Origin of the sequence: Hymenobacter sp. UV11 (genome assembly GCF_004684095.1) — a bacterium.
Taxonomy (GTDB): Bacteria; Bacteroidota; Bacteroidia; order Cytophagales; family Hymenobacteraceae; genus Hymenobacter.
Map to the genome: position 1 here is coordinate 1 of NZ_SRII01000003.1, position 15,520 is coordinate 15,520.

Annotated in this window: 12 protein-coding genes; 8 read left to right on the forward strand and 4 right to left on the reverse strand. The window is 59.1% G+C overall.

Annotated elements, in window-relative coordinates:
* Positions 1 to 333: 333 nt before the first annotated feature.
* The 5 genes from E4631_RS05085 to E4631_RS05105 are packed head-to-tail and all read left to right on the forward strand — an operon-like array spanning position 334 to position 5,664.
* Positions 334 to 2,391, forward strand: coding sequence for a BatA domain-containing protein (locus tag E4631_RS05085; protein WP_166648265.1), 2,058 nt, complete (start codon positions 334 to 336; stop codon positions 2,389 to 2,391).
* Between the two features lie 49 nt (positions 2,392 to 2,440).
* Positions 2,441 to 3,001: a DUF4199 family protein gene (locus tag E4631_RS05090; RefSeq protein ID WP_133660025.1), complete on the forward strand. Its 561-nt coding sequence runs from the start codon at positions 2,441 to 2,443 to the stop codon at positions 2,999 to 3,001.
* 32 nt (positions 3,002 to 3,033) lie between these two features.
* Positions 3,034 to 3,564 (forward strand): DUF4199 domain-containing protein, encoded by a 531-nt coding sequence (locus E4631_RS05095; protein WP_133660026.1) that lies wholly within the window; start codon positions 3,034 to 3,036, stop codon positions 3,562 to 3,564.
* Positions 3,557 to 4,534 carry a glycosyltransferase family 2 protein gene (locus tag E4631_RS05100; RefSeq protein WP_205704205.1) on the forward strand — a complete coding sequence of 326 codons (978 nt, stop codon included), beginning with the start codon at positions 3,557 to 3,559 and terminating at the stop codon, positions 4,532 to 4,534. The genes E4631_RS05095 and E4631_RS05100 overlap by 8 nt, the downstream gene beginning before the upstream one ends.
* Positions 4,531 to 5,664, forward strand: a complete 1,134-nt coding sequence (locus tag E4631_RS05105) for a glycosyltransferase (protein WP_133660027.1) — start codon at positions 4,531 to 4,533, stop codon at positions 5,662 to 5,664. The genes E4631_RS05100 and E4631_RS05105 overlap by 4 nt, the downstream gene beginning before the upstream one ends.
* A 51-nt stretch (positions 5,665 to 5,715) precedes the next feature.
* On the opposite strand, the gene E4631_RS05110 is transcribed toward E4631_RS05105, so the two are convergent.
* The 3 genes from E4631_RS05110 to purB all read right to left on the reverse strand — a co-directional run bounded on the left by E4631_RS05110 (position 5,716) and on the right by purB (position 9,338).
* Positions 5,716 to 6,819 (reverse strand): glycosyltransferase family 9 protein, encoded by a 1,104-nt coding sequence (locus tag E4631_RS05110; RefSeq protein ID WP_133660028.1) that lies wholly within the window; start codon positions 6,817 to 6,819, stop codon positions 5,716 to 5,718.
* A gap of 429 nt (positions 6,820 to 7,248) precedes the next feature.
* Positions 7,249 to 7,923 carry a helix-turn-helix transcriptional regulator gene (locus tag E4631_RS05115; protein ID WP_133660029.1) on the reverse strand — a complete coding sequence of 225 codons (675 nt, stop codon included), beginning with the start codon at positions 7,921 to 7,923 and terminating at the stop codon, positions 7,249 to 7,251.
* Between the two features lie 83 nt (positions 7,924 to 8,006).
* On the reverse strand, positions 8,007 to 9,338 hold the full coding sequence (gene purB, locus E4631_RS05120; protein ID WP_133660030.1) for an adenylosuccinate lyase: 1,332 nt from the start codon (positions 9,336 to 9,338) through the stop codon (positions 8,007 to 8,009).
* A gap of 174 nt (positions 9,339 to 9,512) precedes the next feature.
* On the opposite strand from purB, the gene E4631_RS05125 reads away from it, so the two are divergent.
* The 3 genes from E4631_RS05125 (at position 9,513) to E4631_RS05135 (ending at position 13,399) form a co-directional block, all read left to right on the forward strand.
* The gene (locus tag E4631_RS05125) at positions 9,513 to 11,684 is read left to right on the forward strand and encodes a transglycosylase domain-containing protein (protein WP_133660031.1); all 2,172 of its coding nucleotides are present in this window, start codon (positions 9,513 to 9,515) and stop codon (positions 11,682 to 11,684) included.
* Positions 11,685 to 11,753: 69 nt separating this feature from the next.
* Positions 11,754 to 12,326: a glutathione peroxidase gene (locus tag E4631_RS05130; protein ID WP_133660032.1), complete on the forward strand. Its 573-nt coding sequence runs from the start codon at positions 11,754 to 11,756 to the stop codon at positions 12,324 to 12,326.
* A gap of 155 nt (positions 12,327 to 12,481) precedes the next feature.
* A complete protein-coding gene (locus E4631_RS05135; protein ID WP_133660033.1) occupies positions 12,482 to 13,399 on the forward strand; it encodes a 1,4-dihydroxy-2-naphthoate polyprenyltransferase in 918 nt (305 codons plus the stop codon).
* Between the two features lie 90 nt (positions 13,400 to 13,489).
* Here the strand turns inward: E4631_RS05135 and E4631_RS05140 are convergent, their stop codons facing one another.
* The gene (locus tag E4631_RS05140; RefSeq protein WP_133660034.1) at positions 13,490 to 15,493 is read right to left on the reverse strand and encodes a DNA polymerase III subunit gamma/tau; all 2,004 of its coding nucleotides are present in this window, start codon (positions 15,491 to 15,493) and stop codon (positions 13,490 to 13,492) included.
* Positions 15,494 to 15,520: the final 27 nt, after the last annotated feature.

Below are 15,520 nucleotides of genomic sequence, written 5' to 3' on the forward strand. Positions count from 1 at the left end.
GTGCGCCTATGGTACTGCCTTCACCGGTGGGAGAGTCGGTCGCCGCCAATTTCTGCACCAGAGCCCCCGGCCAAGCGCTTTTATCAGCGCCCGGCCGAGGGCTCTTTGCGTTTATATCATCCCCCTACCCCCTGCACCTTGGGCGCATTAGCCCCACAGAGATTAGCGCACTGGCTCATGCTCAGCCATAGAAAGAGGGGAGGATGCTCTTACTTTACTTAAGTTTTCAGTATACTTTCCTCTTAGAAGTGCTCTCTAGGAGCAGCTACGGAATAAAAAAGGTAGGTTTGTAGTTATCCTTTCAAAATCATACTTGAAGGTGATTGTTTATTAATGCAACTACTGTATCCAGGGTTTTTGTGGGGTTTGTTGGCTGTTGGAATACCGATTGCTATTCATCTATTGCAGTTGCGCAGGCCTCATCGCGTTCTGTTTACGAATACTGGTTTCATTCGTGAAGTTGAGCTTACCACCATGCGCCGACGTCGGCTGCAAGAGTTACTGGTGTTATTAACCAGAATACTTGGGGTGTTATTTTTGGTTTTAGTCTTTTGTCAGCCTTTTATTCCTACTACGGGGCAGACCTCTCGTGCTGCTAGTGGGGTAGTAGAAATGGCTTTAGATAATTCAGGTAGTATGCAAGCGGCGGGTAGTATACAGCCACAACTGCTGCAAGAAGCCATTATAGGAGCAACTACTTTGAGCAAGAGCTATGGGCCAACAACTCATTTTCTTGTAGTAGGGCAATCTAGCACTAACATCAGCCAAAGTGCCTTGCCGGAAATGCTAAGTGAACAAGCCAAAGCGGGGCGTCGATTAGGATGGGGCAGTACAAGCGTGCGCGATGCCTGGCAGAAAGAGCTGCAAGGCTCGCTTTACGTGTTTAGTGACTTCCAGAAGAATGAAATCTCATCCCAAGCGGTACAGCAGCTAACTAGTCGTGGTAATGTTGTTCTAATTCCTCTGGCCGCGAAGCCGGCGGGAAATTTGTATGTTGATAGTGTGTGGCTAAACGATGCGTTTGTGCGAGCGCGGGTTACTATCGCATTGCACATCAGGCTGCGCAACGGGGGTAGGGAGAAAGTAGCGGATGCCCCTGTAAAGGTGCTGTTGGGTAAACAGCAGGTGGCGGCTTTTCGAGTTTCAGTGGCGGCTGGTCAGGTAACTGAAACCACGGTGCAAATACAGTTGCCAGATAATAACTTAGCTGCGGGCCAAGTTGTGATTGAAGATGCGCCGGTTACGTTTGATAATACCTATTATTTCACTCTGAAGCCTTCGCCAACTGTGCACGTGGTGGAGATTGGGGAGGAACCAGCAACCAAAGCGGCTTATGCCAATGAGCCGTTGTTTGACTATAAGTTCAGCCAGCCGCAGCGGGTCGATTATGGCGTATTGCGGCAAGCTAATCTGGTACTAGTGCGCGAAGTTGCCAGAATGGAGCCGGGGCTGCGTGATGCCCTCGTGGCCGTGGCCCGGCGGGGGGGTAGTGTAGTAGTAGTGCCGACAAGCAACCCGGTTGGGCGGGCTAGCTACCATGAGCTATTCCGCGCTTTGGGCATTGGGGGGGAGCAGTGGGTTGCAGGTAGTGAAATTTCAGTTAAGCAAGAATTGGCGTTACCGAACGCACGGGACCCTTTTTTCAAGGACGTGCTAGGGGCACAGCCGCAACGGGTAGCTATGCCGCAGGTGGCGCCAATCGTACAAATGCGGCAGGCTGGCCGGGATATTCTGCGGTTGCGAGATGGCGGTGGCTACCTGACTGAGTTTGCTAGCGGGTCGGGTCGGGCATATGTGTTTGCCGCACCGTTTGCCAAGGAATACGCTGATTTTACTGCGCATTCTCTATTCGTGCCCGTTTTGTATCGGTTGGCGATGCTCAGCTATCACGACGACCAGCAGCCAGCTTATCGCCTAGACGCTAGCGCTTTTACGCTAGCGGTGCCCGTCCAAACTGGCCAATCTGCTCCTGACGCGGCCAACTATCGGCTGGAGCATGATAGCCTTACTTATATTCCGGCGCAGCGCGTGCTGGGTGGGCAATTGCACCTAGAAATACCAGTTGGATTAGATAAACCTGGCTTCTATACCTTAACGCAACGCGGCAAGCCCGTGACCACGCTGGCCTTCAATATGCCCAAGCGTGAATCGGAACTGGCAGCGTACTCGGTCGCGGAGCTACGGCAGCTTATTGGGCCTAATCAGCCAAATGTGCGCGTGCTGGATATCGGTGCTCAGCCCGAGGCGCTGGCCCGCTATGGCAGTCAGCAAACGGGCCGGCCGCTGTGGCGCTACTGTCTATTGCTGGTGCTGGCGAGTTTGCTGGCCGAAGCACTCCTGCTGCGGTTTGGGCGGCAGCGGGGGGTAGGGCCACGGGCAGTAGTAGGCTGAGCCTGGGAGCAAGGCTAGCTGGCGTATCTTGCCGGCAGATTCGTAGTGTATGCAATCAGTAGATTCGTTAAATAAACCGGCGTCCGTCATCGCCCCTGCCTGGGGGCTGGTTATACGGTTGGCTTTGCGCTTTGGGGTGGGGGTAGGAGTAGTGTGCGGCCTTTGGATGCTGGGCTTGCAACTGACTGGCAACAACGCATTTGGGCCTAAGCAAATGCTCGCGCAGCTCTTAGTGCCTCTGGCAGTAATCGGTAGCCAGTGGCTGTTGCGACGGAAATCGGCCCCAGGTAGGCCCGGACTAGGCCGGACAATGGCCGTGGGCGGGCTGACGGCGCTGCTCGCGGCGCTTATCTCGGCGGCGAGCGTAGTAGGATTGGCTAATGGCGTGGGCGAAACTGCCCTGGCGCGGCACCGCGCCGAAGCGTTGGAAATAGTGCAGATGCAACACGCCGAAACACCCAAGGCAAAGCGCAATGCCCCGCTGGAAAAGCAGCAGCTAGAAAAAGTAGCTAATTTGACAGTAAGTGATATGGCCGTTGGAAATTTCTCGCTGGTGTTGTTATTTGGCCTGCTGCTCGCTTTTCCGGGAGGAATATACTTTCGGGAGTAGCGTATTTTCCCAACCCATTTACCCGTTTTCCTATGGAACCAACTAATACAGTAGTAGTTACGCCGTCTTCGATAGGAATGCGGTACGGGCTGCTAACGGGCCTTGTAAGTGTTATTCTTTCCTTCGGCCTGTACGCGCTGCAATTAGAGCAGAACAGCTACCTGCGCTTTATTACTACTGTGGTGCTGATTGTGGGCATTGTGCTGGCGCAACGCGAATACAGGCAGCTCAACGAGGGTTTCATGAGTTATGGGGAAGGCCTTACTATCGGGGCGCTGGTTTCGGTAGTGGTGGGCGTGTTGGGCGCAGCATTTGTGTATGTGTACACCACGTTTATTGACCCGGAGACAATGACGCGGGCTATGGACAAGGCGCGGGCCGATATGGAAGCCAAAGGCACGATGTCGGACGCGCAGATTGACCAGGCAATGGCGTGGTCGGCAAAATTCACCAGTGGCCCGATACTACTTGTTTTTGTAATACTAGGTACCCTTTTCATGGGTTTTCTAGCGAGCCTGATAATCTCTGCATTCGTTAAAAATCCGAAGCCTGAGTTTGAATAAATTAACTGCCAGCTTTCCGGTGGAGCTATCCATCGTCATTCCGCTCCTCAACGAGGCGGAATCTTTACCTGAGCTGACGCGCTGGATTCAGCGGGTGCTCACGGCGCGGGGCCTTTCGTACGAGCTTATCTTGATTGATGATGGCTCGACCGATGACTCGTGGCTGGTGATTGAGGCGCTGGCGGGCCAGGATATGGCCCTGCGCGGTATTCGCTTCAACCGCAACTACGGCAAGTCGGCGGCGCTCAATGTGGGCTTTGAGGCAGCGCGGGGCCGGGTAGTGTTCACCATGGACGCCGACCTGCAGGACTCGCCTGAAGAGCTGCCGGAGCTGTACCGCATGATAATCGAAGACGATTATGACCTGGTAAGCGGCTGGAAACAAAAACGTTACGACCCGCTCTCGAAAACCATTCCGACCAAGCTGTTCAACGGGGCGACGCGGGCTATTTCGGGTATTCAGCTGCACGATTTCAACTGCGGCCTCAAAGCCTACGACCAACGCGTGGTGAAGGCCATTGAGGTATATGGCGAGATGCACCGCTACATTCCGGTTATTGCCAAGTGGAACGGCTTCAAGAAGATAGGTGAGAAAGTAGTGCAGCACCAGGAGCGCAAGTACGGCGTTACCAAATTTGGGCTGGAGCGTTTTATCTACGGCTTTCTGGACTTGGCCAGCATCACGTTCGTGGGCAAGTTTCGGCGGCGGCCTATGCACTTCTTCGGCACGCTGGGCACGCTGTCGTTCTTCATCGGCACTATCCTGACGCTGTGGCTGATGGGCGAAAAATGGTGGCTGGCCATTCATAATTTGAGGGCGCGCAACGTAACCGACCAGCCGTTGTTTTTCCTGGCCCTGGTGGCCGTGATAGTAGGCATGCAGCTGTTTCTGGCCGGCTTCCTGGGCGAGCTAGTGCAACTCAATGGGCCGAAGCGCAACGACTATTTAATCAGGGAAACCCTGCGATGAACGTCGTCATCATTGGCCCCGCCTACCCCCTGCGTGGTGGCCTGGCTACTTATAATGAGCGGCTGGCGCGGGCCTTTCGGGCGGCGGGCGATGAGGTGCGAATTGTAACGTTCTCGCTACAATATCCCGGCTTTCTGTTTCCGGGCCAGACACAGTTTAGCACCGAAGCCGGGCCGGCCGACTTGGATATTGAGGTGAGTATCAATTCGGTGAATCCACTCACGTGGGTGGGGGTAGGGCGCCGGCTGCGGCGCGCTCGGCCCGATTTGGTGGTCTTCCGGTTTTGGCTGCCGCTTATGGGGCCAGCGCTGGGCACGATAGCGCGGCTGGCGCGCGGCAATGGCCACACGCGCATCGTGGCCATCACCGACAACGTGATTCCGCATGAGAAGCGGCCCGGCGACGGGCCATTCACACGCTATTTCCTGAGTGCCTGCGATGGCTTCGTGACCATGAGCCGCGCCGTGCTGGCCGATTTGCAGCGGCTGGGCTTCGGCAGCAAGCCGGCGCTATACCGGCCGCACCCGCTCTACGATAACTTTGGGCCGGCCAAGCCCAAGGCCGAGGCACTGGCAGCGCTGGGGCTAGCGCCGCAGTTTCGCTACGTGCTGTTTTTTGGCTTCATCCGCGCTTATAAAGGACTGGATATCTTGCTCGAAGCGCTGGCCGATGCGCGGGTGGCTGCCCTGCCGGTGAAGCTGCTCATCGCCGGTGAGTTTTACGAAGACGCCGCGCCCTACGAGGTACTCATCAAAAAATACGACCTCGAAAGCCGGCTGGTCCGTGCCACCGATTTCATCCCCAATGAAAAGGTAGCCGATTATTTCAGCGCCGCCGACCTGGTTGTTCAGCCTTATAAAAACGCCACGCAAAGCGGCGTGTCGCAGGTGGCCTACCACTTTGGCCGGCCCATGCTCGTGACCGACGTGGGCGGGCTGGCTGAGTTGATTCCGGCCGGCGTGGTGGGCTACGTGGTGCCGCCTACCCCCCTTGCCATTGCTGATGCGCTGGTCGATTTTTATGAGAATGACCGGGAGGAGGTTCTCGCGGCTGGGGTGCGGCAGGAGGCGAAGAAGTTTTCGTGGGAAGTGATGGTGGCCGCGCTTAAGAAAGTAGCGCGCGTAGGGTAAGCTTTAGCTTGCCGTTTTCCAGACTATTGGTAAAAAACGGCAAGCTAAAGCTTACCCTACGCTGGCTACTACGGCTTCGAATACTTTTTCGGCGGGCAGGTCTTCCATGCAGCTGGTGCCGAGGCGGCAGGTGCCGCGGTAGAAGCACACGCACTGGCGGTCGGGCTGCACAATCTGGCCGCGGCCGTAGAGGTCAAATTCGTGCGGGTTGAAGATATTATTCATCAGAATAGTGGGCTTGCGCAGCGCAATACTGATGTGCATGCCCATGGTCACCTGCGTCACGATGCCCTGCATCTGGTTCATCAGGTTGATGAACTGGGGTAGGGGAAAAGTGCCGAGGTAGGCCGCGCCGGTGGCGGCTTGCAGCTCCAGGTTGCGCGGGTGCTCGGCCTCGCCGCCCAGCAGTACGGGCGCGTAGCCAGCGGCTTGCAGCTTGTGTATCAACTCAATCCACTTCTCGGTGCTCCAGAGGCGGGTGGTCCAGCGGTCGCCGCAGCCGGTGTTGAGGCCGATGCGCGGGCCGGCGCTGGCGGGGGGTAGGGCGCGCCAGTCGTAGCCTTTGTCGTCGTGGGTATCGAAGACGTATTCTTCGCCCTGGAAGTCAAAGCCACACAGCTCGAAGATTTCCTGCACGTAGGGCTTGGTGTTGCCCAGGCTGAGCTGGTCGAAGACGCCGGTGAGGTACTTGTGGTCGGCGAGGTCATTCACGGGCCAGGGCACGCCATCGTACTCGCGCAGGGTATAGCCGAATTTCTGCTCGGCCCGCACGTTGAGCAGCAGCGCGGCGGCCTCTTTTTCCTTATCGAGATTGATGGCAATGTCGAAGCGCCGGGCCTGCAAGTGCAGGGCGCTGGCGTAGTCAAACTTCAGAATCTCCTCAATTTGCCCCTGCGGCAAAATGGCCGGCGTGAGCGTAAGCCACGTGATGTAGCAGCCCGGATACTCCAGCCGCAGCCGCCGCAGCAGCGGCGTAGTGCGAATAACGTCGCCGATGGCCCCGAGCTTGATGAGCAGAATACGCTTCGTAACGGGCTCGTACACGGGGCAGTCGCCGCACATATAACCGTGTTCCTTGTTGGGCCGGCAGGGCAGGTCGCCGCGAAAAAAACGGCAGTCGGGGCGAACGGGGATATCGTGCAGGAACTGGGACACTAGGCAGATAATAAGGACAAGCCGCAAAAATAGCCGGCCCCGGCCATCTCCCTGTTTCGAGCGGGGAAATAACCAAGGCCGGCGGGCAACTAACAGTTTGTTTTCAGAGTGGGGTAGCCACCCAAAGGAGTAGAGTAGGAATCGATAGGCGGCGGGGAATGGGGTTGACGAAGATTACAGAAAAATTACGCTACGTAAGTGGCCAGCCGGGCCAAGGACCAAGGCAGACGGAGCTAGCTAAAAATAACCAGGTTTGGGCAAGTAAAACCGGTGAGCGTTTGGAGTTGATGCTAGCAAAGTTCAGCCTTATGGTGCTGGCTGGCAATACTTAAAAGTAGGTATTTTTTTGCTATTCGATTGGGTTTTTGCGCAATCGAACCACGGGTAGGGTACGCCCACCTTAGCGAGCCAACGGGGGGTAGGGCCGTGTTAAATCAAATCGAAGACCCGGGCATATTGGCTCAGCACAAACGTTGATTCGGCCTGGAGCTTGCGGCGTAGGTTCCGGCGGTGAGTTTCGGCAGTTTTGGGCGAAATAAACAGCTCAGTGGCAATTTCCGGGGCCGACTGGCCCAGGGCCGAGCGGCGCAGCACCTCGCGCTCGCGGCAGGTGAGGGTAGCGAAGAGGCCGTGGTGGGCGCGCAAAAAGTGGCTCTCGTCGAGCAGCCGCTGCAAATTTACTTTGACGGCCAAATCTTCCTGCGGCGCAACGGGGCAGGCCATGCAGATGAGCAGCAGCGGCAGCCCGCTGGTATCGCGCAGCAGCAGGCGCATAGAGCTGCAATACCAGCTCCAGTCGGGGCTCTGCGTGGTGCGCACCTGCTGAAAAAAGGAGATGACTAAGTCAGGGTCGTTGCGGTTGAGCAACTCCCAGATGCGCGGCACATAGTGCACGGATTCTTCGGCATTGAAAAAGCGTGAATGGTAAGCCGCACCCAGCGCGCGCAACTCAGGCAGCGAAATTTGCAGCAAGCTCAAGCCCCGGGCCGACATATACTCGACTCCCTGCGTGCGGCTGTTGAGCAGGATTACTACCCCCGGATACAGGTCGGCCGTGACGGCTACCTCGCAGATTTTGGTCGCTATTAGGTTCGCGTCAGTCATATATACCAAGCTGCGCACAGGTCCTCGCCCGCCGCATTAGCTGGTGCTAAGTACTGAATAATAAATTAGATAACCAGCCGTACTCAGCGGCCCACGTAGCTGGCGGGCGTGAGGGCGCGCAGCTCGGCTTTCACGCTTTCGGGCACGTCCAGCTCTTCCACAAAGCCGGCGATGGTGGTGGCCGAAATAGCCTCGCCGGTGCGCGTGAGCTGCTTGAGAGCATTGTAGGGGTCGGGGTAGTTTTCGCGCCGCAGAATGGTCTGGATGGGCTCGGCCAGCACGGCCCAGTTGGCGTCGAGGTCGCGGGCCAGGGCGCTTTCATCGAGGGCCAGCTTGCCCAGGCCGCGCGCAATAGCGCCGAGCGCGATGAGGATATGGCCCAGCGGCACGCCCAGGTTGCGCAGCACCGTGGAGTCGGTGAGGTCGCGCTGAAGGCGCGAAATGGGCAGCTTGGCCGCAAAGTGCTCCAGCAGCGCGTTGGCCACGCCCAGGTTGCCCTCGGCATTCTCAAAATCGATGGGGTTGACCTTGTGCGGCATGGCCGACGAACCCACTTCGCCTGCCTTCAGCGTTTGTTTGAAGTAGCCCAGCGAGATGTACTGCCACAGGTCGCGGCACATATCCAGTAAGATGGTGTTCAGGCGCTTCCAGCCGTCGCAGAAGGCCGCGAGGTTGTCGTAAGGCTCAATCTGGGTGGTGGGGAAGGTGCGGTGCAGGCCCAGCGTATCGTTCACAAAGCGCTCGGCGAAGGCGTGCCAGTCGGTGTGGGGGTAGGCGGCGAAGTGCGCGTTGAAGCCACCCGTAGCGCCGCCAAACTTGGCCGCGTAGGGCACCTGGCCAAGCAAGGCCAGCTGGCCATTGAGGCGGGCCACAAATACTTCCAGCTCCTTGCCCAGGCGGGTGGGCGAGGCGGGCTGGCCGTGAGTGCGCGCCAGCATGGGCACCTGGGCCCAGCCGGCGGCTAGGTCGGCCAGCTGTGCGCGCACCTGCCCAAAGCGCGGCAGCAGCACGTCGGTCATGGCCTCTTTCAGGCTCAGCGGAATGGCCGTGTTATTAACATCCTGCGAGGTAAGGCCGAAGTGAATGAACTCCAGAAAATTGCTCAGGTCCAGCTTCTTAAATTCGTCGCGCAGGTAGTATTCCACGGCTTTTACGTCGTGGTTGGTAATGGCTTCGTGGGTTTTGATGGCCTGAGCCTCCGCCTCGCCGAACTGCTCGTAGAGGCCGCGCAGGGCCGGGAATACGCTGGCCGGCACGGCCGCCAGCTGGGGTAGGGGCACTTGGCAGAGCGCGATAAAGTACTCCACTTCGACCCGCACGCGGTAGCGCATGAGCGCTAACTCCGAAAAATAAGGGCCGAGGGGAGCCGTCTGGCGCTGGTAGCGGCCGTCGAGCGGCGAAAGGGCAGTGAGCATGGGGTAGGGACGCGGTGGCTGGGTTTACGGACGCAAAACTAGCAGCCACAGCAACGCCGACCGGCCAAACCGGCGCCCGCGCGCGGTGGCCAGCTAGGCGGCTGCCAGCAAAAACCCGCTCCTGAAAACCAAAAACCGGAAACTGGAAACCGCCAACCCGGTAACTTTGCCGGTATGCGCGTATCCGCTCTTGCTAAAAAACGAATTATTTATTCCCTGGCCGGCCTGCTGGCGGTGCTTCTGCTGGCACTCGGCGTATTTCTCTGGAAGCGCCAGCAGCTGCTGAACTACGCGCTCCAACAGGTTAAAACCAAGTTAGAGGCCAAGTACCCGGTAACGCTGACGCTGGGCCCGGCCCGCTTCACGGCGCTGAAAACCGTCGAAATCGCGGGCATGAGCCTGGTGCCCACGGCCGCCGCCGGCCCCGTAGCGGCCGGCGATACGCTGCTCACGGCGCGCCGCCTGCAAGTCAGCCTCAGCCTGCGCTCCTTATTTGCGGGGCGGCCGGTATTCAGCGAATTGCAGATCGACCGGGCGCACCTCACGGCCCACAAAGACGCGGCTGGCGCGACCAATTTTGCCTTCTTGCTGAAAAAACAGGGCTCTACCCCCGTGGTGCGGCGCGATACGGCCCAGGGCCGCAACTACGGCCTGCTGCTCAACCAGGTGCTCGACGCGGGCTTTGGTAACGTGCCGGGCGAGGCCGATTTCCGGCAGTTTGTGGTGAGCTACGAAAGTCCACACCACCACTTGCAGCTCAACATGCCGCGCCTCAGCATCGAAGATGGCCAGGTGCAGGGCCGGCTTACGGCCAATGTCGACTCGGTGGTGAATGAGCTGGGGGTAGGCGGCACCATCGCGGCCAGCGACTACGCCCTGGACCTGAAGCTGTTTGGGGTGAAAAGCTCGGTGCAGGTGCCCTACGTGGCACGGAAGTTCGGCGCGCTGGTATCGTTCGATACCATTCGGGTTGAGCTGCGGGGTAAGGATTTTGTGCCCGATGCGCAAACCGGCGGGCAGCTCACGGTGCGCGGCTCGGTGGCAGCCCGCAACTTCAGCTTTTTTCACAAGCGCCTGGCCTCGGAAGACATTGTGGTGCACCGCGGGCAGCTCGATTTTGTGGCCACGCTGGGCCGCGGCACGTTGTCGCTCGACCCCGGCACGCGGGCGGTGCTCAACCAGCTGGTTTTCCACCCCGAAATTTCGGTGCGCCTCAAGCCCAAGCTGGCGGTGAAGCTCAAAATTGATTCGGACCCTACCGCTACCAACGCGTTCTTCAACTCGCTGCCCGAGGGCATGTTCGATGTGGTGGCCGGCACGACCGGCACCGGCACGCTCACCTACCACGTCAAGGCCGACGTAGACTTGACGCAAGTAGACAGCCTGCATCTGGAGTCGGCGTTGCAGCCCAGCAAAGACTTCACCATCACGCACTTCGGAGCCGAGGACCTGAGCATGCTGGAGCGCGAGTTTCCGTTCACGGCCTACAACGACAAGGGCGACTCGCTGCGCACATTCCTGGTGGGGCCGAGCAACCCCGACTTTACGCCCTACGCGGAAGTGTCGCCCTATATGCCAGCCGTGATTCAGACGACTGAAGACCCGCAGTTTTTCCGGCACCACGGTTTCATGGAGAAGGCCTTTGTGGGCGCGGCTATCGCCGACATCAAGGAAAAGCGCTTTGCCCGCGGCGGTAGCACGCTGAGCATGCAGCTGGTGAAAAACGTGTTTTTGAGCCGCGAAAAAACCGTGGGCCGCAAGGCGGAGGAAATGCTGATGGTGTGGCTCATCGAGAACTGGCTGGTGTCGCGCACCCACACGCTCACCAAAGAGCGCATGTTTGAGATTTACCTCAACATTGTGGAGTGGGGCCCCACGGCCTACCGCTGGCCCAGCGGCAAGCGCGGCGTGTACGGCATCCGTGAAGCGGCGCTGTTTTACTATGCCAAGCGGCCCAGTGAGCTCAACCTGGGCGAGTGCATTTACCTGGCCAGCATCATTCCCAAGCCCAAATACTACAAGCAGTCGTTCAACCAATACGGCGAGCTGCGCGGCACCACGCGCTGGTATTTCCGCTTCATTGCCGATATTATGCAGAATAAAGGCCTCATTACCAATAATCAGCGCGATAACCTGAGCTACTCGGTGAGCCTGAAGGGGCCAGCCAATAAGTACATCGTGACGGCCATCCGCGACACTGCGCGCACCGTGCAGCCCGGCGACACCGCCCAGTTCACGCCCCTCAACCTCATCGATTTGCTTAATACCGGCGCGCAGGCTGCCCCCGCTGTTGTGCCCGCCAGCCCGGCTGCACCTAGTGCCACCCCGCCTACCCCCCGCCAGTAGCCTGGGCTAAACTTATTGAGCCGGCTCGTGGTTATCAGCCGCTTACTCACCTTTCTTAATGACCTTTTCATGAAACCCGTTGCCTTTGCCCTGGCCGCCGCCGCTACGCTCGGTCTGGCCTTCACCAGCCCACGCCCTACCCCCATGCACCCCACCGAAGCCACCGCTGCCGGCACCGTATACGACTACACTGTGAAGACCATTGACGGTAAAGACGTGAAGCTGAGCAAGTACAAGGGCAAGAAAATCCTGATTGTGAACACCGCCTCCAAATGCGGCTTCACCCCGCAGTACAAGGAGCTGGAGGAGCTGTCGAAGAAATACGGCAACAAGGTGACGGTACTCGGCTTTCCCAGCAACAGCTTCAACCAGGAGCTGGCCTCGAATGAGGAAGTGGCTTCGTTTTGTGAGAAGAACTACGGCGTGACGTTCCCGCTGTTTTCGACCGTTTCGGTGAAGGGTGACGACGCTACCCCCCTCTATAAGTTCCTGGCTGATAAGGATAAGAACGGCACCGTGAGCGAGGCGCCCACCTGGAACTTCTGCAAGTACTTGGTGGATGAAAAAGGCCACGTAGTGGCTTTCTACCCCTCCAAAGTGAAGCCGACCGACCCCGAGCTGGTATCGGCCATCACGAAGTAATCTGCCTGAAAAAAAATAGAACGCCATGCTGAGCTTGTCGAAGCATCTCTACCACTTGCATTGGGTTACTAATCCCAGCGGCGCGGTAGAGATGCTCCGACAAGCTCAGTATGACGTTCTTCTGTTAATTGCTCACTGCTCACTGCTAATTACCAATGTCACCCTGGATTTCTGCGTTTCGCCCCCGCACCCTACCCCTCGCTTTGGCCAGCATCCTCACGGGCGGTTTTCTGGCTAAGGCCACGGGCCATTTTAATGGTCCGGTGGTGGCGCTGGCGGCCTTCACCACCGTCCTGCTCCAGATTCTGAGTAACCTGGCAAACGACTACGGCGACTCGCAGAACGGTGCCGACAGCGTGCACCGGCAAGGTCCGCTGCGCGCCGTGCAGAGCGGGGCCATCACGCCGGCGCAGATGAAGCGCGCCATGTGGGGCTTCGGAACGGCGGCGTTTGTTAGCGGGCTGGTGCTGCTGCTGGTGGCGCTGGGCGTGGCGGGCGCGTGGGTGCTACTGGCGTTTCTGGGGCTAGGCGTGTCGGCCATTTGGGCGGCCGTGAACTACACGGCGGGTAGCCGCCCGTATGGCTACGCGGGCCTGGGCGACGTATCGGTATTCCTGTTTTTTGGTATCGTGGGCGTGTGCGGCACCTATTTTCTGCAAGCCTACTCACGCGAGCATACGCTGGCCCAGGCCCTGCCGCTCAACGTGCTGCTGCCCGCCGCCGCGCTGGGCTGCTTCGCCACGGCAGTGCTGAATGTCAATAACATCCGCGACATTAACTCGGACGTGCTGGCCGGTAAAATTACGGTGCCGGTGCGCCTGGGGCCGCGCCACGCCCGGCGCTACCACTGGCTGCTGCTGCTGCTGGGGGTAGGGGCCGCGGTGCTCTACGTAGCGCTCACCTACCACTCGCCCTGGCAGTGGCTGTTTGTGCTGAGCCTACCGCTGTTCCTTTTCAACGGCCGCCAGGTGTGGGCCCGCCAGGAGTCCAAGCAACTCGACCCACTGCTGAAACAGATGGCCCTAAGCACACTCGTGTTCACGGTGCTGTTCGGCATGGGGCAAGTCATCTGACAATTAGCAGTCATCAATTATCAACCGCTGGGCTTTTATTTCCGCTCAGGGCAAAAGCTCAACGGTTGATAATTGATGACTGTTAACTGATTAAAAGTCTGCGTCCAGCCCGAGTCGCTGCTTCATTTCTTGCAGGGCGGGGTACTTCTCGGCTAGGTAGGCAAACTTGTCATTCGAGGTGTAGAGCTTGCGGCCGGTGGGTGCGGCGGTGGCTACTTCAATTTGCACCGTGAGGCCGGGGTGGCCGGTGCGCCGCCGCAGCTCGGCCATAAACTCGGCCCGAAAGTCGTTGAACTGCACCACCTGCACCGGATTATCGACGGTGAGAGTGATAACGTGGCCTTCATCGGCCGAAATGGCGCGGTTCAGCACCATGTAGTCGCTCATCTTTTCCTGAGCGCGGCGCTCGTCGGTTAGCTGCTTCCACACGGCTTGCAGCAGCTCGGGCGCGATGGGCGGCAGCGGCCCGGTTGTGAGAGCGGTTGGCTCCTGGGCCTGCGTTGCGGCTTTTTGGCTGGCAGACGTTGAGGCAGCACTAGGAGTACCCACGTCGCGCAAGCCAGGCAGGCGGCCCGGCAGCGTTGGCAAGCCGGGCAGCTTGGGCAGCGCCGTTGCTGGCGACGGCGCCGCAATGGTGCCGGGCCGCACATCGGTGGGCCGCTGGGTGGGCTCCAGGCCCTGCATACTGGGCCGGCCGGTTTCCACGTGCGGGAGCGTGTCGCGCACTAGGTGGCGCTCGGTCACGGGCGCGGCGGCTTCGGGCTCAATGCTGGGGGTAGGGTGCAGCTCCCGCACGCCATTTTCGACGGGCAGTGGCTCGGGGCCATCGGCCGGTGCGTTGGTTTCGGGCTCGGCAGCCGGCGCGGCGGATGGCGCCGCTTGGGCGGGCAGCGGGGGGGTAGGGGCCGCTGCTAGGCTGCTAGTTTTTTTTTTAGCCTCGCCGTTATCCGCCGATGACCTTTGGGTGCTGCCCGGCGTGAGGTCGCGCACAAACTGCACGGCCCCGTTGAGATACGCCAGCTTCATGAGCGTGAGCTCCACGTGCAGGCGCTGGTTTTTGGCCTGCTTGAACTCGCGGTCGCACTGGCTCACCAGGTTCAGGGCCGAGAGCAGGAAGGGGAGGGGCGCGGCCTGCGCCTGGCGTACATATTGCTGCCGAATGTTGTCGCTCACCTCCAGCAGCTGCACCGTCACGGGGTCTTTGCACACCAGCAGGCCGCGCAGGTGCTCGGCCGTGCCCACCACAAAGTTGTGCAGGTCGAAGCCCTGCTGCATCACGGAGTCGAGCAGCAGTAGCGCGGCCGACAGGTTTTCGTGCAGTAGCGCATCTACCAGCCGGAAGTAGTAGTCGTAGTCGAGGATGTGCAGGTTTTGCACCACCTCCTTATACGTCAGGTTGTTGCCCGCAAAGGTTACCTGCTGGTCAAACATCGAGAGCGCGTCGCGCAGGCCGCCGTCGGCCTTCTGGGCCAGCAGGTGCAGGGCGTCGTCGTCGGCCGCTACCCCCTCGCTGGTGGCCACGTAGCGCAGGTGCTCCCGAATGTCCTCGACCTTAATGCGGTTGAAGTCAAAAATCTGGCAGCGCGATAGGATGGTGGGAATAATCTTGTGGCGCTCGGTGGTAGCCAGAATAAAAATGGCGTAGCTCGGCGGCTCTTCCAGCGTCTTTAAAAAGGCGTTGAAGGCCGCATTCGAGAGCATGTGTACCTCGTCGATGATATAAATCTTGAAGCGGCCCTGCTGCGGCGCGTAGCGCACCTGCTCTACCAGCGAGCGAATATCCTCGACCGAGTTATTCGACGCCGCATCGAGTTCGTGCACGTTAAAGGAGGCATTTTCCTGAAACGCTACGCACGACGTGCACACGCCGCAGGCCTCCGCCTCGGGCGTGAGGTTGGTGCAGTTGATGGTCTTGGCCAGGATGCGGGCGCAGGTAGTCTTGCCTACCCCCCGCGGCCCGCAAAACAGGAACGCCTGCGCTAAGTGCTGGCTCTGAATGGCGTTTTGCAGGGTGGTAGTGACGTGCTGCTGCCCTACCACGCTCCTAAAGGTGGCCGGACGATACTTACGGGCCGAAACAACAAAATTTTCCATACGCGATACAGGAGCAAAGATACCCCC